16 protein-coding genes are annotated in these 20,910 nt (G+C 40.4%); 10 read left to right on the top strand and 6 right to left on the bottom strand.

The annotated features are described in order from the left end of the window. Window positions 1–266: 266 nt before the first annotated feature. From VF06_RS05680 to VF06_RS05670, 3 genes are all read right to left on the bottom strand, one after another. Entirely contained in the window at window positions 267–1,595 is a 1,329-nt protein-coding gene (locus VF06_RS05680; protein WP_099065796.1) for a cytochrome P450, read from the bottom strand. 165 nt (window positions 1,596–1,760) lie between these two features. Then, window positions 1,761–3,158: a cytochrome P450 gene (locus VF06_RS05675; protein ID WP_099065795.1), complete on the bottom strand. Its 1,398-nt coding sequence runs from the start codon at window positions 3,156–3,158 to the stop codon at window positions 1,761–1,763. A gap of 336 nt (window positions 3,159–3,494) precedes the next feature. Next, window positions 3,495–5,180, bottom strand: a complete 1,686-nt coding sequence (locus VF06_RS05670; protein WP_099065794.1) for a lipoxygenase family protein — start codon at window positions 5,178–5,180, stop codon at window positions 3,495–3,497. Window positions 5,181–5,728: 548 nt separating this feature from the next. Between VF06_RS05670 and VF06_RS05665 the strand changes: the two genes are divergently transcribed. Genes VF06_RS05665 through VF06_RS05655 form a run of 3 tightly spaced genes read left to right on the top strand, consistent with a single transcriptional unit; the run spans window position 5,729 to window position 7,734 of the window. Further along, on the top strand, window positions 5,729–6,697 hold the full coding sequence (locus tag VF06_RS05665; RefSeq protein ID WP_099065793.1) for a sodium-dependent bicarbonate transport family permease: 969 nt from the start codon (window positions 5,729–5,731) through the stop codon (window positions 6,695–6,697). A gap of 4 nt (window positions 6,698–6,701) precedes the next feature. After that, complete coding sequence (locus VF06_RS05660; protein WP_099065792.1) at window positions 6,702–7,013, top strand: P-II family nitrogen regulator; 312 nt, start codon at window positions 6,702–6,704, stop codon at window positions 7,011–7,013. 28 nt (window positions 7,014–7,041) lie between these two features. Further along, window positions 7,042–7,734 carry a carbonic anhydrase gene (locus VF06_RS05655; RefSeq protein ID WP_099065791.1) on the top strand — a complete coding sequence of 231 codons (693 nt, stop codon included), beginning with the start codon at window positions 7,042–7,044 and terminating at the stop codon, window positions 7,732–7,734. Window positions 7,735–8,160: 426 nt separating this feature from the next. On the opposite strand, the gene VF06_RS05650 is transcribed toward VF06_RS05655, so the two are convergent. Continuing rightward, window positions 8,161–8,319, bottom strand: coding sequence for a YqaE/Pmp3 family membrane protein (locus VF06_RS05650; protein ID WP_099065790.1), 159 nt, complete (start codon window positions 8,317–8,319; stop codon window positions 8,161–8,163). Between the two features lie 156 nt (window positions 8,320–8,475). Further along, window positions 8,476–8,823: a translation initiation factor gene (locus VF06_RS05645; protein WP_099065789.1), complete on the bottom strand. Its 348-nt coding sequence runs from the start codon at window positions 8,821–8,823 to the stop codon at window positions 8,476–8,478. A 389-nt stretch (window positions 8,824–9,212) separates the two neighbouring features. On the opposite strand from VF06_RS05645, the gene trpB reads away from it, so the two are divergent. The 7 genes from trpB (at window position 9,213) to VF06_RS05610 (ending at window position 15,382) form a co-directional block, all read left to right on the top strand. After that, window positions 9,213–10,448: a tryptophan synthase subunit beta gene (trpB, locus tag VF06_RS05640; RefSeq protein WP_099065788.1), complete on the top strand. Its 1,236-nt coding sequence runs from the start codon at window positions 9,213–9,215 to the stop codon at window positions 10,446–10,448. Between the two features lie 35 nt (window positions 10,449–10,483). Further along, window positions 10,484–11,620: a class I SAM-dependent methyltransferase gene (locus VF06_RS05635; protein WP_099065787.1), complete on the top strand. Its 1,137-nt coding sequence runs from the start codon at window positions 10,484–10,486 to the stop codon at window positions 11,618–11,620. Between the two features lie 163 nt (window positions 11,621–11,783). Further along, window positions 11,784–12,074 carry a hypothetical protein gene (locus tag VF06_RS05630; protein ID WP_099065786.1) on the top strand — a complete coding sequence of 97 codons (291 nt, stop codon included), beginning with the start codon at window positions 11,784–11,786 and terminating at the stop codon, window positions 12,072–12,074. A 237-nt stretch (window positions 12,075–12,311) separates the two neighbouring features. Further along, the gene (locus VF06_RS05625; RefSeq protein ID WP_099065785.1) at window positions 12,312–12,518 is read left to right on the top strand and encodes a hypothetical protein; all 207 of its coding nucleotides are present in this window, start codon (window positions 12,312–12,314) and stop codon (window positions 12,516–12,518) included. 251 nt (window positions 12,519–12,769) lie between these two features. Further along, window positions 12,770–13,798 (top strand): phosphoribosylformylglycinamidine cyclo-ligase, encoded by a 1,029-nt coding sequence (gene purM / locus VF06_RS05620; protein ID WP_099065784.1) that lies wholly within the window; start codon window positions 12,770–12,772, stop codon window positions 13,796–13,798. A gap of 481 nt (window positions 13,799–14,279) precedes the next feature. After that, on the top strand, window positions 14,280–14,966 hold the full coding sequence (locus VF06_RS05615; protein ID WP_099065783.1) for a PHP domain-containing protein: 687 nt from the start codon (window positions 14,280–14,282) through the stop codon (window positions 14,964–14,966). A 122-nt stretch (window positions 14,967–15,088) separates the two neighbouring features. Next, entirely contained in the window at window positions 15,089–15,382 is a 294-nt protein-coding gene (locus VF06_RS05610) for an antibiotic biosynthesis monooxygenase family protein (RefSeq protein ID WP_099065782.1), read from the top strand. Window positions 15,383–15,406: 24 nt separating this feature from the next. Here the strand turns inward: VF06_RS05610 and VF06_RS05605 are convergent, their stop codons facing one another. Continuing rightward, window positions 15,407–20,356 (bottom strand): PAS domain S-box protein, encoded by a 4,950-nt coding sequence (locus tag VF06_RS05605; RefSeq protein ID WP_099065781.1) that lies wholly within the window; start codon window positions 20,354–20,356, stop codon window positions 15,407–15,409. Between the last annotated feature and the right edge of the window lie 554 nt (window positions 20,357–20,910).

Below are 20,910 nucleotides of genomic sequence, written 5' to 3'. Positions count from 1 at the left end.
AGGAAGAGAACAGGGAAAAGAGAGTAGAAATGTACCTAGTTTTTTTTCAAAAATCAAATATGAGTCCTATAAATTAGTCCTCTGTCCCATTAATTTTGTAGGAAAAAATGTTCGTAGTAAGGACTTTAGTCCTTGATTTTTCAGCACTAAAGTGCTTACTACGAACTTTTCATCTATTAGTGGTGTGTCAACTGAAAAATGATTAATCAAGGTAGCGAGTAGGGACTAAAAGTCTACACTTGATTTTGTGGGTAGGTTTGAGTAGTTTACTTTTTAGTCAGCTTAATCCAAAAACCCTTGTCAGGCATAATCGTACCAGAAAAATATGTTGTATCGAAGTTAGTACCAGGCTCAAGTTCCAGCGAGTATTGCGACACTATATTAATTAACATCACCTTGGTACAGAGTAAGGTAAATGCCATACCAATGCACTGTCGAGGGCCAGCACCAAAGGGGAAATAGTGGAAAGAAGGAGGTACATTAGTAAAACGTTCTGGGACAAAGTCATCAGGGTTTTGCCAATGTTTAGGATTACGGTGGAATGACCAACTACTTATAAAAACTTGGGTTCTTTCTGGAATTCTGTAGCTTCCTAAGTTTACTGTTCGTCCTGGAAGAACTTCCCGAATAAATAAAGGTACAGCAGGATATAACCTCAAGGCTTCCTTAACTACCAAATCAAGATATTTGAGTAAATTGACATCAGCTTGCTGAAATTCGTTGTTGTGTTCTTCCAGAAAAGCAGTGATTTCTGATTCTAGTTTTTGCATTGCTGCTGGGTTTTTAGCACATAAAAACAAGACTGCTGCTACTGCTTCCGCCACATTTCTTGTACCTGCGGTAAAGGTTGTAGACAACTCGTCTCGCAATTGTGTTGTTGATAGGGCTGTGTCCTGAATCACAAAAGACAACAAATCGATTCCTCTTGGAGAGGAATGCTGTTGACTTTGAGAAATTTGCTTTTCAATAAAGTTATTCCATTGCTGGCGCTGCAACCAAAATTTGGGATTTAGCGATAGGGGATAGGGTAAAAATTGCTGTCCTCCCCGATTGTTCATTTCTTGCATCAACGTATTAAAGGCCTCGAAATAGTCGCTATTCATTGCTGAACCCAGGATTGTCAGCCCGAAGATGCGAAAAGACAATTTCACCAGTTCGCCAAAGAACTCTACAGATTTAGGTGTGGAACTAGGCTGTAAGTTTTCTAGATAACTGTCGGTTGTTTCTCGAATAATCGGCAAAATTTGCTCAAAATAGTTATTGATGTGGGTTGCAGAAAAGGGGTGATTGTGGCGTTTAAATTCCCAATCTCGACCATTGCTTAAGAAAAGACTGTCCCCCATCACTGGTTCTGCTGCTTTTCGGGGAGAATTTTTATAATAGGAATCGCGATCGCTCACTAAGACTTGCTCAATTAAAGCTGGATCATTAATCAAAATACTGGCTTGATTAAATAACCAAAAGCGCATAATATCGCCATAAGCCAAGGCATATTCATACAATCTGATATGAGAGGGCGTACCCACAAAATCTAAAGCATTACCAATTAAGAATTGAGGAGCAGGCCCAGGAATGTGATTAATATCATTGGTCATTTTTTGTTTACCATTTTCCAATTCTTGTTTGCAAAAAAATACCTAATACCAATTCAAAATTCAAAATTCACACATTCAGAAAGCTGACAGAATAAAAGTTGCGGAGTGTGTATCTATCACATTCTTTTGGGAAATTGGTATCATTTTTTAGCCAGTAGTTTAAATTCACAATGCCCGCTTAATTTTAGCTGGTAGCCCATCTCGTGGCACAATAGTTGCGGCAAAAGCTTTCGTCTCGAAGTTACATGAAGGATCTACATCTACAAAGTATTCTGCAAGGATTGTAATTAATAGAATTTTCGTACACGTAAGAGTATAATACATCCCTACGCAAGCTCGCGGGCCACCTCCAAATGGAAAATAATGAAATGGCAAAGGCTCTGTGGTAAAACGTTCTGGATCGAACAGATCGGGATTTTCCCAGTGATTGGGATTGCGGTGAAAAGCCCAACTACAGCAAAAGATTTGTGTTTTTTCCGGTAGAGAATGTCCGCCTAAGACTACAGATTTGCCTGGAAGTACTTCACGAATAAAAAGTGGTACTGCTGGATAAAGTCTTAATGATTCTTTAATCACCTTATCCAGATAGCTTAATTTGTTAATATCTGCTAATTCAAAATTATTTCCATGCTTTGCTACAAACTCTTTAATTTCCGACTGAAGCTTTTGCTTTGTTTGTGGATAACGAGAACATAAATACAATACAGATGCCACAACAATGGCAACATTACGCGTTCCGGCTGTGAAACTAGTAGACAATTCATCTCGCAGTTGCTCCATTGATAATTCGCTGGTATTTCTGCTTGTGATATAAGCTAATAAATCTATAGCTTCTTCATCGCTGTGACTTTGGCGATCGCGAATTCGATTGTCTATAAAATCAAACCATTTCCGGCGATCAGACCAAAATTTTGGACTCAAAGATAAAGGAAAAGGTTGCTGTAAACGACTGTTGATTTCATTGAGCAAATTCATATAATAAGAGAATAAATCGGCATCCATTTCTGCTCCGAGAATTGTTAAACCGAATATCCGAAATAATAACTGGGTTAATTCATCGAATAAATCGACACTTTTATCTGCATAAGATTTTGCCAATGTTTCTAGATGTTCTCTGGTAGTCTTCCTAACCACAGGAATTATTTTCTGAAAGTAAGTTTCGATTCCTGCTGCTGAAAAAGGATGATTTTTACGTTTAAATTCCCAGTCTTTTCCATTGCTAAGGATGAGACTACCTCCCATTATTGGCTTTGCAACTTTTTGAGGTGAATTTTTATAAAAATCATCCCGATGAGTTACTAATACCTGCTCAATCAGGGCTGGATCGTTGATTAGTAAGTTAGGTCTTCCCCCTAACCAGAAACACATTAAATCACCGTATTCTAAGGCGTAATTATAAAGCAATTTATGAATATCATTGCCAAAAAAATCCAAAATATTCCCTACTGGAAAAATTGGTTTTGGCCCAGGTATATTATCCAGTTGGCGTACTTTGGAACTAAAGAAAATTGGAAAAATTTTTTCTAAAAATCTGCTTGATAGAGAAGATGAATTTGTAGACATATTGTCTATTCCTTTTTTTGTGACTTTGTCAATTCGACTTTCAAAAGAAGAATTCAGATTAACTATTCTGCATTTAAGTTGCACATTGACTCGATTAGATTGTTGACTGTTGACTGTTGACAGTTAAGGGTTAACAGTCAACAACCACGCTAGTGTAGTTATGCTTTTTTAGCGTCCATTAGTTTATTAGGGCACGGCTGTCCCGTGCCTCTACAAATGGTCTGTATTGTATTCAGTCGAGAACTGCTACCTGAAAATCTTCACTGGTACGAACAAGAAAGAGCGAACTACCCATACTGAACTGACAGTACAGTGTGGGACTTTTAGTGGTTAAAGCTAAATATTTAAGCTATTAGGTACATTCGAGGGTAAAAGAAAGGTATAAGGTTCAAGGCGGGTCTGATTTCGCTGATTAATCACTTGCTCAACTTCTTGTAATTTTGCCTGGAATTGCCGCAAAACATTCTGAGCGCGGACATCGACAAAGTTCTTGTCTGGATAGCCCAAGCGATTTGGTTGGAAAACAGTGAGAGTTCTCATCAACTCTAATTGCTTTGCTGCCAGCTTTTGTGGGGGGAGAATCTTCAGGATTGTGGCTTCATTAATTTCTCGATCGCGGCTGGGAGGTGGTGCATAAGTAGCTAACGGCATATTGGGTACGAAGGCAAGGTAGTCGTATTGGGGATAGTTCACCGCACCATGCTGAGGCCCACTGATAAAAATTAGTTGGGTGGCGATGGCCACTAACTGTTCCACAGTTTGCAATTGACCATTGGGCACTAATCCTTTGACACCACCCCCCTCTGGAGATATTAACTTTTGCACCCAATTCTGTAGTTCTGTATCCTTAATAATCTGGACTGGAGATGTGTAATAGAGATCTAAATAATTGCTAACGTAAGCCTCAATTGCTTTCCACAATAGCAAACCATCATCCCGATAGGGGTAGTCCGGCAAAAAGTTTTCTCCCTGTCCATCCACATCGGTTTCCCCCACTCCTCGCCTAGTTAATTCCTTGGGCAAGGCAAAGTCACTGAAGTTTTCCAGATATTCTTTAATAGCTGCTTTAATAACGCTGATGGAGGCTTCCAGGGTTCCAGCTAGCAAGGTATCTGCGTAGCCACCTGGGCTGATCAATTGTTCCCGTGCCAGTTCATTGATTGCTAGGGTGAATTGAAAATGGGGTTTTAGCAACACTGAAAGAGGATGATTAGGTGCTAGTTCATTGGCAGTTGCTAAGACAAATGGCTCTAATACCAAATGAGTTCGTCCCAGATGGCTGATAGCTTCATGATAGTTGCCATCAGCCATCTGAGCATAGATTTTTGCCATAAACCAATGCATTCCATCCATTGGTGTATAAATTGGATTGTTTTCTGGATGGGGTTGCTGATTGAGTTGAATGGCAATTGGAGTCAAACTTCCGCGATAATCTCCATAACCTACGGGTTTCCAGCAGTACAACACCAAGGGAGCAGCAATGGTTTTTGTTCCTTGTTCGTAGGTTCCTGGAGTGAGTCCATCAAGCCCCTGATAATTGGTGATGAAAATTCTGCCCTCTGCGATCGCCTGTGCTAACGTCTTTTGAGTTAGCATAATTTTTTGAAAGATGGCATCTGTAACTGCGAAGTTATCGGGTAATTTTCCCACTACCCGTTCAATTACCATCGGGTTAGCACCAGCAATGCGCTGACGAGCAAAAACACCATCGTTGCGGAATGTTTGCAATGTCGAAGGTTTGGGCAGCAGTGGAAACATCTGTTGATAGTCTTCTAAACTATCGAAGGGATCGAAAACATTATCAATATTAGTTGCCAAAGTATTGGCGATTAATGATATTAAACTTTTATCTCGCTCCAGTAAATATTTAAATGAAAACATTTCTGACTGTGGCAATTCTTTAATCAAAAGTATTCCCGCTGTTTCGCTATATTGATAATCTTCCCGTTGACGTGCAATCTCTTGCTTTCGCTGTAACTGTTGCTCAGGGCTATCATCTTGGGGCAAACTTGGCTGTGTCATAAAACTAATCCTCAAATTTTCATAGTTGGAAATGACCCCATATTAAAGTTAGGTTTTCATAGAGCTTTGCAGTTAGTCCAATACAGACCTAACCTCGAAATAATTCCCTACAAGGCTATCCTTAAACTTGACCTCTCTCAATATTTGTAAGAGAGATATAGAATTATAAATTTATGGGATAAAAACCCAGTGGTAGTATATTTTTCGCTGATATGGGAAAAAAGTTAGCTGTTGGTAATTACCGTTATCAAAAACAGACTTGTAAAATTTACTGTTTTCCATTTATCAGAGGTAGATGGGGGAATTATGCAAGAGTATTTCAGTTTTTAATTACATTTTCTTAAAAAAGAAGTCAAAATTTGTGAATTGTTGAATCAATTACTCCTCATTACCCCATACCCAAAAACTCCATCTCTAGTAGGTCAACTTTTTCATCGTCTAATTGACATGGGGTAACAAGACACGATACATCATGATCGAGCCATTAAATTTTTTGAAATGAAAAATTTCTCTAATTCCCAACATTACAAGCATCAGGAGGGGTGGAAATGGATGTCAGCTTGATAGTATCCAACATCCTCAATCCCCCAGTGCTGTTTTTCTTTCTAGGTATGACTGCGGTTTTTGTCAAGTCAGATCTAGAAATTCCTCCACCAGTGCCGAAACTGCTTTCGCTTTATCTGCTATTGGCGATTGGTTTTAAAGGAGGGGTAGAACTGATCAAAAGCGGAATCACTCAGGAAGTAATTCTGACACTGATAGCAGCCATGTTGATGGCTTGTGTAGTTCCGATTTATACGTTTTTTATCCTCAAGCTCAAGTTAGATATTTACGATGCTGCGGCGATCGCTGCAACTTATGGTTCTATCAGTGCTGTCACCTTCATCACCGCTAGTGCCTTTCTTAACGAGCTTGGTATTACTTTTGATGGCTACATGGTAGCAGCTCTGGCCTTGATGGAATCTCCAGCCATCATTGTTGGTCTAATTCTGGTGAATCTGTTCTCCGTGGATGAAAAGCGAGAATTTGCCTGGGGAGAAGTTCTGCAAGAAGCATTTCTTAACAGTTCAGTCTTTCTTTTAGTTGGTAGCCTGATAATAGGCTTCTTAACAGGAGAACGTGGCGGGAAAACTTTAGAACCTTTTACTCAGGGGATATTTTATGGTGTTCTCAGCTTCTTTCTCTTGGATATGGGACTAGTTGCTGCCAAGAGAATTAAAGACTTGCAAAAAACCGGAGTTTTTCTGATTTTATTTGCAATACTAATTCCGATAGTTAATGCGGTTATTGGGTTGGCGATCGCCAAATTTATCGGTATGCCTCAGGGTGATTCCCTTTTATTCGCAGTGTTGTGTGCTAGTGCCTCTTACATTGCTGTGCCGGCTGCCATGCGGATGACTGTTCCAGAAGCAAACCCTAGTCTTTACGTTTCTACAGCTCTAGCAGTGACATTCCCGTTCAATATTATTGTGGGAATTCCGTTATATCTCTACGGAATTAACCTGTTTTGGAGGTAACAACATGCACCTAGTGAAAAAGATAGAGATTATCGCCAACTCTTTTGAGCTTGGCAAAATATTAGATACCCTAGACAAGTCTGGTGTACACGGTCACGCTGTCATCCGAAATGTTGCTGGTAAAGGATTACGAGGAACAGCGGAAGATTTAGATATGACCATGCTTGATAATGTCTACATCATCGCGTTTTGTATGCCAGAACAACTCAAACCTGTTGTTGAAAACATCAGACCACTGCTCAACAAGTTTGGAGGCACTTGTTACGTTTCGGACGTAATGGAAATTCGCTCGATGAAATGTGTTGCATCTTTATAAAATAAATATAAATCCAATGAAGCATTTCATGGAACGTCGTGACTTTTTAAAGTTAGGGGTCACAGGAGCATTCGGAATGATGCTAACTGCCAGTGATTTCCTCTGGCGAGTTGAACAAGTAAAAGCCGCACAATTGCCTCCTCAAACTCCAAGTCCCGACGCCGCATTGCAAAAGTTAATAGACGGAAATCAGCGATTTGTTGAGCATAAACCCCAATATCCCGATCAAACTGCGGTTCGATTGCAGGAAGTTGCTCAAGCACAACATCCATTTGCAACTGTCCTGAGTTGCGCGGATTCGCGAGTACCCGCAGAAATTATTTTTGACCAGGGTATTGGAGACATCTTTGATGTCCGCCTCGCCGGAAATATTGTCACGCCAGAATCTCTGGGTAGTATCGAATATGCCGTTGCTTTATTAGGTACGCCACTGCTGATGGTGCTTGGTCATGAGCGATGTGGAGCCGTTACCGCAGCTGTGAAAAATGAAGCCTTACTCGGCGATATTGGTAGCTTTGTTGAAGCAATTAAGCCAGTGGTGAAAAATGCCAAACTTCAGCCAGGGGATGCGGTGGAAAATGCTGTGGTTGCCAACGTGCAATATCAAATTGCCAGACTGAAGCGATCGCAACTCTTAACTGAGCGTTTAGAATCCGGTAAATTAAAAATTGTCGGCGGTCGTTACGATTTGGATACCGGAGGAGTAACTATAATTACCTGATCCATCAACATTGGCAGCGTATTCTCTCAATCAGAGATCCGATAATTACGCTTGAAGATTGAGAGCATCCGCTAATATTTTTCTTAACAAGTACTTTTTTAATGAAAAGCGATCGCCACAATTATAAGTTAAATTCTCACAACTAAGTAGAGCGGTGTAAATAATTAAAGGTTTGTAGCTTACTACGAACTAAATACAAAACTTTTTGCATTACTTAACATAGTTTAGTTTTTTCCAGTCGTTCTACTGAATTCACTAAGACCAGTTTGTTAATTTATCAAGTTTCTATATCTAAATTTTATTAATTCTGAATTCTGAATTCTGAATTCTGAATTCTGTAGAGGCAATTCATCAATCACCTCTACACAAACTTTCTTCAGCATCTTTAACGCCGAAATTGGTACACTCAACTAACCCTTAAAATCATTATTTCTTCGCAATAATCCACACTGCGTGAATAATCCCAGGAATGTAACCAAACAGCGTTAAAACTATATTAATCCAAAAGTCTATACCAAAACCTACTTGCAAAAAAACTCCCAAAGGCGGTAGGAAAATTGCACACAGAATCCGAACTAAATCCATTTAAACCTCCTATTAATTTCATGACAAACAGCTTGCTAGGCAAGTTATTACATCACCCTTCAAGCATGTTTATATTTACAACACTCCTCAAAGATAACATCGGTCTTGTGAATTTAAATTGGGGTTGATATTCGGTAAACCGCACTGATTTAGACATTAGCCGCCGCTGATTTTGGCTTTGTAGCCTAGCTTGGTCAAAATCTCGACAATTTTCTGTTTGTGGTCGCCTTGAATTTCAATTTCGTTATCTTTAATTGTTCCGCCTGTGCCACACTGAGTTTTCAACTGTTTGAGTAAATCTGCCAAGGTTTCTGGTTTGGTGTGAAAACCGGTAATCACAGTGACGGTTTTACCTTTGCGTCCGGCGCGGGTCGCTTGTACTCTCAAATTTTGTTGTTGTGGAGGCAATTCTGGAATTGGTCTTTCTATGGCGGCGGAGTTATCGTTACCAAATTCGCGGTAGACAAAGTTTTTATCAGAAGATTTGGAATTGGAAGAAGACATAAAATTTTTCTTAATAAAAATTTCAAAGCAATGGAAAATTTATCTCAAAGTAAATAAAAATTAATTATAGCAGGCAATTCCTCACGGTTTAACTACCTCTACAGTCTAGGTGCTTTAATTTTTATAGATTCCTGGGGCGATCGCTAAATATTTCTTCTGAGAGATTAATCCTCACTAACGACATAAATTTACCTTTGATAATTGTGAGAATGTCTTTCTTGCCGCATTGATAAAACTCGCCGTAAGTCAGATCTGGAGATTTGGTTTGAAGTTCTAAAGTGATTTACAGGGCTTTGACCACAGTTAAATTTTGTCACACTCCTACAATCCACATATAGGCCTAGACTTTCTTATAATAATTAAGTTATTTCCCTCATCAAAATTAGCCTGTGACTACTACTCCCCTGTCTACAAATTCAACTACTCAAGTTCCCGATGCGCTAGGCCGCTTTGGACGCTTTGGCGGTAAGTATGTACCTGAGACGCTAATGCCTGCTCTTACTGAGTTAGAAACAGCTTATCAGCAGTACCGCAACGATCCTGGGTTTCAAGCAGAACTACAGCAGTTGTTAAGGGACTATGTAGGACGTGCCACACCATTGTATTTCGCCGAACGCCTGAGCGCTCATTATGCCCGTCCCGATGGCACCGGGCCACAAATTTACTTAAAACGTGAAGATTTAAATCATACTGGCGCTCACAAAATTAACAATGCCCTTGGTCAGGTATTGTTAGCAAAGCGTATGGGCAAAAAGCGAATTATTGCCGAAACTGGTGCTGGACAACACGGAGTAGCCACAGCTACGGTTTGCGCTCGTTTTGGACTCGAATGCGTAATTTATATGGGCGTTCATGATATGGAACGCCAAGCGCTGAATGTCTTTAGAATGCGCTTGATGGGCGCACAAGTGCGTCCGGTGGAAGCAGGAACCGGAACCCTCAAGGATGCCACTTCCGAAGCAATTCGGGATTGGGTGACGAATGTGGAAACTACTCATTACATCTTGGGTTCAGTGGCAGGGCCTCATCCTTACCCAATGATGGTGCGTGACTTCCATGCAGTCATCGGTGAAGAAACCCGCGCCCAAGCAGTCCAAAAATGGGGTGGATTGCCTGATATCCTCATGGCCTGTGTGGGTGGCGGTTCCAATGCTATGGGACTATTTTATGAGTTTCTCAATGAACCTAATATACGCTTAATTGGAGTTGAGGCAGCTGGAGAAGGCGTCAACACCGAAAAACACGCAGCTACCTTGACAAAAGGGCGAGTTGGTGTATTACACGGAGCCATGAGCTATTTGCTGCAAGACGAGGACGGACAAATTATTGAGGCACACTCAATTAGTGCGGGGTTAGATTATCCCGGTGTGGGGCCAGAACATAGCTATTTAAAAGATATTGGTCGGGCGGAATACTATAGCGTCACGGATGCAGAAGCTTTGGCAGCCTTCCAGAGATTATCGCAATTAGAAGGAATTATTCCCGCATTGGAAACAGCCCATGCGATCGCCTACTTGGAAACTCTGTGTCCCCAACTCACCGACAGTCCTCGAATTATCATCAACTGCTCTGGACGCGGTGATAAAGATGTGCAAACAGTAGCCAAATTTTTAAATCCAGCATAAGTAAATATACGTTAAATCTAGGGGAGAAATTAACAATGGATCGACAACTCCAACACCCTATGCTACCGAAAACCACTCAAGATGAGTTGGCACGCCAAGAGTTTGTCCAAAGTTTAAAATTACACATTTTTCGCAATCTCTCTCCTGGCAATAAAGTAATCTATGAAAAAGTAGCCAAGCCAAAGTTTGAGCGAGAACACCAGCGTCCTCCCCAAAACCGTTATGAAATTCGGCAAGCAATGGAGGACGAACCCTACTATCGTTGGACTGGTGTCCTGAAACGAATCAGCCAAGAAATGTTATGGGATGCTGTAAATACCAGCGTTGATAGGCAACTGCCAGAGTTGATTGAACGTGCTAAAGACAAAGGTGGCGAACTAGGTACTTTAACTATCGACCCAAATTTTTCAACACCAACTTATCAAAAGGCTGTGGATATTCATTGTATGCCTGGGGGATATCACAGCGAATTTATTGCTGATGATGTCACCGCCGGTGCAGTTTACGATCGCGGTGCCTATGTTTATGGTGTAGGTTGGTTGGGGCCACTCAACGATGATATGGGGCTATCTCTAGTCCAAAACTATCTCTTACCAGAGTTTCCCGACTTTCGACCGAGAAAAATTCTCGATATGGGATGTTCTGTAGGTCACAGCACATTGCCCTATGTAGATGCTTACCCAGATGCAGAAGTCCACGCCATAGACATCGGCGCTTCTATGCTGCGTTATGGTCATGCAAGAGCCGAATCTTTGGGCAAACGCGTACACTTTTCTCAACAAAATGCCGAACACACCAACTTTGCAGATGAATCCTTTGACTTAGTGGTTTCTCACATTTTGCTACATGAAATTCCCCCGCCAGCCGTGCGTAAGGTGATGCAAGAATGTTATCGTCTACTGGCTCCTGGTGGAATGATGCTCCATGTAGAAGCACCCTTGTATCGTCACATGGATGCCTACATGCAATTTGTTTTTGATTGGGAAACTGCTAACAACAACGAACCCTTCTGGAGTGCTGTACGCGATTTGGATTTGGTCACCATAGCCACTGAGGCGGGTTTTTCAGCAGATAAGACATTTGAGAAATTTGTTCCTAATGGTGCATGGAAAGCTCAAGGCGATAAATCCAAGAGTTTTGGTACTTGGTTTGTAGTTGCTGCAACTAAGTGAATTAGGAGGGAACAGGGAATAGGCAAACTTGTAAATTCCCTAATTTGAATTAAGGGAATTTACAAGTTTGTGTTTTGATTTCTTTATTGAAGAAGAATACAGAATTCAGAATTCAGAATTCAGAATCAAAAGGCATTTTATTTTTTAAAGAATTGGAGTTCAGATGGCAAAAACAGCCAAGGGTAAACGACCAGTTTACTTAGAGAATCCGCAAATTGATAAATTATTGGCGATGGTTATGGCTTTGACTGGTGAAGTATCTGTACTACGCGATCGCCTCGATACCATTGAACGATTGCTAGAAGCTAAAGGTATTTTATCCACTAGTGAAATTGAAGGTTATCAACCGGAGGCCAAAGTAATTAATCAGCGAGAAAAGTTGCGTGCAGAATACATTGCACGGGTGTTGCGCGTAGTGGAAGAAGAGTTACAAACTCTCAACCAAGACTCATAATCAAGACTCAATACGGTTCGCATAAGCAGTATGAACTTCTCTTGTGGTCTGGGAAAAGGTGAGCCAGCGCGGTCTTGGGGGTTTCCCCCATGAGCGACTGGCGAACCCCGAAGGGGTTAAGGGGTAAGGGGATTTGGATGTATTTGAAACCTTTCCCCTTTTCCCGACTTCTCTTAGAAGTCTAAGCTACAAGGGTACTGCCTCCTGTATCTTAAAAATAGTTAGATGTTAAGGTATATGGATAGTAAAGACTTAGCACAATATATTGAAGCAACAAATAGCATCAGTAAACCTTGGCTATTGGTTCAACTGCGTCTCAAAAAATTGCAAGAACGTCGAGCTACGTTAACAGACGATGTTTACAACAAAGAATTAGAAGATATTTTCCAAGATTTAATGAATTTAGGAGAATGGTGGCGCGGTATTGAAGATGAAGTATTTTAAATAGGATTTACGCAACGCTGATATTGTCATTAGACTTCTTGCAAAAGTCCTTTTCTTCACTCTCTTCTTTGCGTCTACTCTGTGGGTTCAGCCTTTGGCGGTATGCGTGAGACAAAAAATTATTTATGCAAGAGACTCCGCGAACACAATTCACAACGAAGGAAGTTTTAGGAGCAGTTTATGTCCTAAGCTATGCTTTGACTGCTATAATTTTTCACTTCTAACTGAAATAAATCGGGGTGTACTCAGCAATGGATTATCGCGATGCTGGAGTTGATGTTGAGGCTGGTCGGGGTTTTGTAAATCAAATTCGTAATTTGGTTCACAGTACTTTCAGACCGGAGGTCATTGGTGGATTGGGTGGCTTCGGTGGCTGCTTTCAACTACCAGGAGGTTTTCAGGAACCAGTTTTAGTTTCGGGAACGGATGGAGTGGGAACAAAGCTGAAAATTGCTCACATTCTCAATCGCCATGATACTGTTGGCATTGATTTGGTGGCGATGTGTGTGAATGATGTGCTGACATCTGGTGCTGAACCGTTGTTTTTTCTGGATTATGTAGCAACCGGGAAGTTGGATAAAGAGCAATTAACTGATGTGGTTGCGGGTATAACATCTGGATGTAAGCAAGCTGGTTGCGCTTTATTGGGGGGAGAAACGGCAGAAATGCCTGGTTTCTACCAAGTAGGTGAGTACGATTTGGCTGGGTTTTGTGTGGGAATTGTGGAAAAAAGCCAGATGTTGGATGGTTCTCAGGTAAAAGTAGGAGATGTAGCGATCGCCCTCGCTAGTACGGGCGTACACAGTAATGGTTTTAGTTTAGTACGAAAGATTGTCAGCGATGGTAACTTTTCTTGGAGCGATACTCCAGAATTGTTAGGCGGTGAAACTATCGGCGAAACTTTCCTCAAACCCACGCGCATTTATGTCAAGCCGGTTCTAGCAGCGCTAAAAGCAGGTTTATCAATTCATGGTATGGCTCACATCACAGGTGGCGGTTTGCCAGAAAATTTGCCTAGATGTTTGGGAGAAGGTCAAGCAATAAAAATTCACAGCAGCAGTTGGAAAATTCCTCCTGTATTTCAGTGGATAGCTGAAGCAGGAGAAGTTAGTCCCCAAGCTATGTACAACACATTCAACATGGGAATTGCATTTGTATTGCTGGTGTCACCCGATGAAGTCGAGCAGGCAATTAGCCATTTTCAATCCCATGAAATTCCCGCTTTTGCCATCGGTGAAGTCATTACTGGTGCAGGAGAATTAGTAGGATTGCCAGTGTGATAGATATTTTTTATACGAAAAATTAAATTTATTTTTAGCTTAGTGGAGTTATACCGATTCAAAAAATGTTTGCTACAGATACCCTAATATGGTTAGGGGAAGGGGAAAGGGGAAAGGGGAAGGCAACATGCAAGAGACAAGAGGGAAAGAAAGTCTCTTGGTGTCTGGGTTTTACTGTAAATTGATGTCCTCAACTATGCTTCGACTGCTATATTTTCTCTGCTAATAAATTAGTGTCTAAGGTTAATGAGACACACAATTTTTATATGCAATATTTGTCACCACTGAATTTATGAGGTAATTCAAACAAACCATGACTACTGACGTTGAGATTTGCTAACGTAGTCTTAACATATCGAAAAATTGGCTAATAAAGCTGAGAAATTAGCTGTCAGGACTAATTTATAGTTCTGAGTATTTCTCATCTGTATGTGTGGCGTTTTAGTGTGTTAGGAATATATATTTTTGTTTAGAGAGGGTTATGGTTGTAAATTTGGCCCGCACTACTGCTTCTACAGAAATGTTGAGGCAAGTATTTCAGAACATTGATGCACATAGTTGTCCTACGTTATTCAACTTTCACATGCACACTGTCCATTCAGATGGCAGGTTGCAGCCAAGTAAATTGATGGAACAGGCGATCGCTATTGGCTTAAGGGGGTTTGCGATTACCGATCATCACACTGTTGGTGGCTATCAAGCTGCACAAGCTTGGTTAGAGGATTGGAAGTGGAATAATCCTGGTGCAAGCACTCCTCTATTGTGGAGTGGTGTTGAAATCAATGCCAACCTTTTAGAAACAGAAGTTCACATTTTGGCTTATGCTTTTGAGCTAGACCATCCCAGTATCAAACCCTATCTACAAAGAAGACCGACTACAGGCAAAGAATATCAAGCAAATAATGTGATTGCGGCCATTCATGAAGCCGGCGGATTGGCAGTTTTAGCTCATCCTGCACGTTACAGGCGATCGCATTTTGACTTGATTCCAGCTGCGGCCGAAAAAGGTATCGATGGTGTAGAAGCTTTCTATGCCTACAATAACCCCAACCCCTGGAAACCCAGCGGTTTGGAATCAGAACAAGTGCAAAAGTTGGCTGATGAATACGTTCTTTTCAATACCTGTGGTACTGATACCCACGGTTTGAATTTGCTACAACGATTGTAAAGATGATTTATGATTGTGAACTGCCCACGTTGACCTGATGGTAAAGTGTGGGCTTCCAATTTTACTTCATCTGCTATTTTAAACCGCGTCTACTTTGAAACTTAATTTTCGCCCAAAACTACATGATTCTTGAAGCTGCGATCCTGAATGTCAAACCAGGTTTGGAATCCGATTTTGAAATGAATTTCAAACAAGCTTCTCAAATTATTGCATCAATGAATGGATATTTATCCCATGAATTGCATAGATGCATAGAAGTAGAACGAAAATATTTATTACTTGTAAAATGGGAAACCTTAGAATCTCATACTGTAGGATTTCGAGGTTCTATTGAATATCAACAATGGAAGAAACTTCTACATCATTTTTACGAGCCATTTCCCACAGTTGAACATTTTCAAAACATTGAAATTTAAATATTAATGACTTCAATCCTGTAACTATTTGGTCAACTCCATAATTTTCTCAAACTCGAAATTATGAGCTAAATTACCGATGGAGTCTCGCAGGGCAGCATTTTCTAGTGGAATTTCCTCAATCAACTGTAAAATTAAGTCATCACTACATTGAGCAGCAGCATTGTAGATTTGTTTCACCCATTGAGGTGACATTGCAGATATCATGGTAGCTAAATCTGTCAGGGTTAACATTGATTCTGCTTTCTCTTGGTCTGGTACAATTTGATAGCTTTGTTCTTGATAAATATATTGAACTTCTAAATATTCTTGCAATTTTTCTAGTAATTCTGCCTCACGGAAGGGCTTGTTAATAAAATCATCACAACCCGCTTTAATCATTGCCTCTCGTTGTTCTTCAAAGGCATGAGCAGTTAAGGCAATAATTATAGTGTGACTATGGACAGTGGGGAAATGAAAAATTTGTTGTTTCGATTCAATTTCTCTAGTTTTAATAATTTTTGTCGCTTCGTAGCCGTCCATAATCGGCATCCGCATATCCATTAAAATCAGGTGTGGTTGCCATTGCTCCCAAAGTGCGATCGCTTCTTGACCATTTGCAGCTTCTTCCACAACAAAACCGATGCTTCTAAGAATTTTTATTAATACTAAACGGCTATCTGTAGAGTCATCAACTACTAAAATGCGGTATTGATTTTGACCAGGTGCTAAACTGACAACTCGCCGTCTAGTCTGTTTGACGTGTACTTCACTAGCTGCGGCTAAACTAATTTGAATATCAAAGTTAAATTTACTTCCCTTCCCAACAGTGCTAGTGACACTAATATCTCCCCCCATAAGTTGCACATATTTACGGCTAATTGCTAAACCCAATCCTGTGCCCTGTTGGGATTTCCTGCCGGTTTCAGTTTGCCCAAAAACTTGAAATAACAAGTTAATTTCCTCTGGAGCAATACCGCAACCAGTATCTTCAATCTCGAAGTAAAGATGGGCATTGGGCATTGGGTATTGGGCATTGGGCATTGGGCATGGGGCATTGGGAGAGGCAGAAGGATGGTTCTTGATTTTGAATTGTGTTAGGGCAGCTAAGCCGTGTCCGTAAGCATCATTTTGAATTTTGAATTGTTTGTCTCCCTCATCTCCAATGCCCCATGCCCCATGCCCCGTGCCCCATGCCCCATGCCCCATGCCCACCTTCAACATCACCCTCCCAGTATCGGTAAATTTAATTGCATTTCCCAGGAGGTTGAGCAAGACTTGACGCAGTTTACTTTCGTCGGCTTGGACAATGTGGGGCAAGTCAGATGTATATTCAAATACCAACTCTAATCCTTTGGAAGTGGCGCGGAAACGCAACATTTCTTCAAGATTTTGCAAAAGGTGAATTAGATCAAAACTGCTGAGATTCAATGTCATTCTCCCAGCTTCGATTTTTGACATTTCCAAAATGTCGTTGATTAAGTTGAGAAGATGTTCGCCTGCACGGTTGATGATTGTTAGATTTTGTTGATGTTCGCTAGACAAAGCATCATCATGGCTCATGAGTTGAGTAAAACCAAGGATGGCATTGAGTGGGGTACGTAGTTCGTGGCTCATGTTGGCGAGGAATTCACTTTTGGCGCGGTTAGCAGCATCAGCAACGATGGCAGCTTCTTGCAGCGCTTGTGATTGCCTTTGCATTTGTGCCAATAATTGCGCTTGCTGCAAAGCAACCGCCAACTGATTACTAATTTGAACCACCATGTTGACTTCTTCTGGTTTCCATTGGCGGGGTTCGGAATTTTGATAACTTGCTAGCAAGCCCCAAAGTTGATTGCCAGATAAAATGGGAACAATAATATAAGCCTTTGCTTGAAAGCGTTCCAAGAGTTTGATGTACATAGGATGAAGCTCAGCGTTGTAAATATCTGGGATGCAGCTAAAACTCGCACCTTGGGCGTACAAATCTTGGAGGAAAGTATTTTTTGCTTGCTCATCTGACCGATGTAAAATTTTCATCAGGCAACGGCCATTTTCTATCATCCCTTGTGTCAGATCGGGGTCATTTTTCAGTTCTTCCATTAAAGAAATCCAACCGTCTGCTACTGACTCAGAAATAAATTTGCCGCTCCAGTTGGCATTGAAACGATACACAGCAACTCGATCGCAGTTTAGTACTTGCCGTAATTCTTGGGTTGTGGCTGCAAATATACTCTCTAAATCCAGTGTTTGACGCATCCTTTGAATCACTTGGGCGATGGCTCTTTCCCGTTCTGCACTCTCACGCAAGGCTTCTTCTGCTAATTTTCTTTCGGTAATATCAGTAATCATCCCGATATAACCTTTAATTTCTCCATCCTCTGTAAATTCAGGTAAAGCCTGACAAATTACCCAGACAATTGAATTGTTCTGATGACAAAAGCGATGTTCGTGTTTATACTTTTTACCGGATGTTGTTGCTTGATGCCATGCGGTTAACAGTTGCTCTAAATCATCTGGATGTACAGCATTTATCCAACCTTTGCCCAAAGATTCTTCAACGGTGCAACCAGTAATTTCACTCCAACGCTGATTAAAATATAAGATGTTGCTATCAAGATCGGTATAAAATATACAAGCCGGGGAAGCTTCGGCTAAAAGTTGATATCGTTGTCTACCTTCTTGGACAGCGAACTCTGCTAGTTTGCGATCGCTAATATCTGCCCAGTAACCAACGCATTCTATCGGCTCCCCAGCTTCGTCACGAATTAACCTCATCTTTTCGTAGAACCAGTGATAAGTTCCATCAGCGTGTAACCAGCGATACTCATAAGATTTGTATTCTTGCTCAACCAGTTGGCTAAATTTTCTAGACACCAGTTCTACATCTTCTGGGTGGATGCGATCGAGCCAAAAATAGGGATTTTCAAGAAATTCGGCTGCTTCGTAGCCAACCATTGCTCTCACATTCTTACTAATAAAAGTAGTGCTAAAGTCCCCCGATGTTTTGCTGCTATAAATCACCACAGGACTAGAAGTGAGCAAATATTGGAGGCGTTCGTTTGCTAAACCCAATTCTTGTTCAACGCGTTTGCGTTTAATTAATCCACCCAATTGAGCAGCAACAGCACTCACTAATAACAGCAAACGCCGATCTACTAATACTGAACTGCGTTTAAAAAACACTAAAACAGCTAATACTTGGTTTCCAGCCAGTATGGGAACGCCAAAACCAGCTTTTAATCCTACTTTTGCAGCTTGTAGCGATCGCAAAAAAATCGGCTCTGTTACTTGGGAAACATCTTCTATCCATTCTGGCTCCTGGTTCTGCCAAACTCGCCCTGGTAATCCTACTCCGAAAACAAATGTAATAGTTTTACTTTGATAACAGAATTCTTCTAAGCTGTCTTCCTCTCCATACCAGCCCAAACTGTGTTCTAAAACAGTGTTATCTTCATTGGGTATCCACGCCTCGCCAAAATCCCAGCCGATGGTTTGACAAATTAAACGCAAAACCACTCTTAAGGCGTTATTGACATCACTGGCGCGGGCGATGGCTTGGGTTGTCAACAGCAACAAACGACTTTCATTTTCTGCTTGTTTGCGTTCAGTGATATCTTTGGCAGTACCTAGTACATACCATTGTCCGTCGATGTCCATCATTTCCGCACTAAATAAAGTCGTTTTAATTTCTCCCGAACAAGTGCGAAAATCAACTTCGTGGTTGCGAATGGCTTTAGTGTGTTGCAGGGTGTAGGTAACCAGATTATATTCTTTTGGATTCACCCAAATATTCAATTCTTCATCAGTGCGATCGATCACTTGAGAACGAGAATAACCAAAAAACCGACAAAAGCTATCGTTAACTTCGATATAGCGTTTGTCAGGAACGGTAATTAAAGCAATAGGATCGGGAGATGCTCGAAAAGCCGATGCTAGTTTTTTTTCAGAAGCGCGTCGCGCCGCTTCTGCACGTTGGCGACAGCGTACTTCCAGTACTAAAGAAACTAAATTACCCAAAGAACGAGCAAAATTTTGGTCTTCTAATGTCCAAGAATGAACACCACCCACCGCTTCCAGACATAAAACTCCTACTGTTTTTCCCTCCAGCCTAATTGGTGTATCGAGTACAGAAGTAATGTTTAATCTTGAGTAAGAGGCTGAAAATTCTTTGGTTCTAGAATCGATGTGAGCATTATCAGTGGCGATTATTTGGTCTTGTTGCAAAGCTGCAAAATAAGCTGGATAGTCGGCTGCGAATAATGAAACTCCTTGGCTGTGTTGATTCAGACTCGCTTGGAATAAGTCAATACATTGGATTTTCGTCCTTTTGTCGTCATATAGCCAAACACTGGCTCGTTCTACTCCGATATTTTGGGTAGCTGTTTCTGTAATTGCACTCAAAGCTGCTTTTAAATCACCTTGATAAAGGGTTGGATTTTGCGCTAATCGTGTTAATACTAAGTTGTGAGTGCGGAGCTTAATCGCACTATCTTCCAGAATTTTAAAATTTGTTGTTAAATCTTTGTTAACGCTAATTTCTGGGAGAATATCCTGTGTTTGCCTGTTGCGAATATTTAATTCAATTGTCAGGCGTTGACGTTCTTGAATTTCTTGTTTTAACTGTGTTTTTAACTTTTTGATAGTCAGTTGATTTTGTACGCGAAACAAAACTTCTTGAATTTTAAATGGTTGAGTAATACAATCAATATCGTGAAAATCAAAAATCTTGGCTTTGGTAAATAATTCATCGCCACTACCAAAAAAAATGAGCGCTATGTCTTGAGTTTTTTGGTGATTTTTCAATTGATGGTAAACTTGACAAACATCTATATCTGGCAAAATAACATTGCATAAAATCAAATCTGGAGGATAAGAAAATGCCCGATCAATTGTTAATTTTCCAGAAAATAGACTCTGAACTTGATAGCCTTTATTTTGCAGGATATCTGATAAAAAATTTAAATTTTCTAAATTTTTATCAACTAATAAAATTCTGATTTTTTGAGCATCCATATCAGGAATTAAATTAATTTAAAATTCAAAATAATTTTGTGAATCAAACTGAATAAAAAATCAGAAATTAATGATTAGAGAAAAATATACTACAGAGAAAATAAACAAAATCAATGTTAATGTTGACTGTCAATATTAGCAATGGAATATTTTTTCGCCTAAAATTCCGTTAAATGTCAACTGTCAAAAGTATGAGTAACTATGCAATTTAAAAGCGTAATAGCTGATATCACTCTGGTTAAATAGTTATCATTGCGTTGGCGGTTCAGTAAAGCCGTTCCCCTAAAAAAGCCACCTTTGAGTGACATATCATAAGTAATTTGGCGGACATGATTATCATTCCCCTACATATACAATTAATCGTGTCTATAATAACTCCCTATTTTGAATATCAAAAAATTAACAATTCTTAACAAAATCACGATAATCACAGGAACATCTTTCAGTCTTACCCACAGTGATTAATGTATCATTTCAATTTAAGCATTAATGTCATAAAAAACACAACAATAGCTTAAATCTTACTTTTCCAGTCCCCAGTCCCCACTTTCTAC

Origin of the sequence: Nostoc linckia z4 (assembly GCF_002608075.1) — a bacterium.
Taxonomy (GTDB): domain Bacteria; phylum Cyanobacteriota; class Cyanobacteriia; order Cyanobacteriales; family Nostocaceae; genus Nostoc; species Nostoc linckia.
Note: the sequence above shows the minus strand (reverse complement) of the source record. Positions and strands in the feature narration are given on the sequence as shown.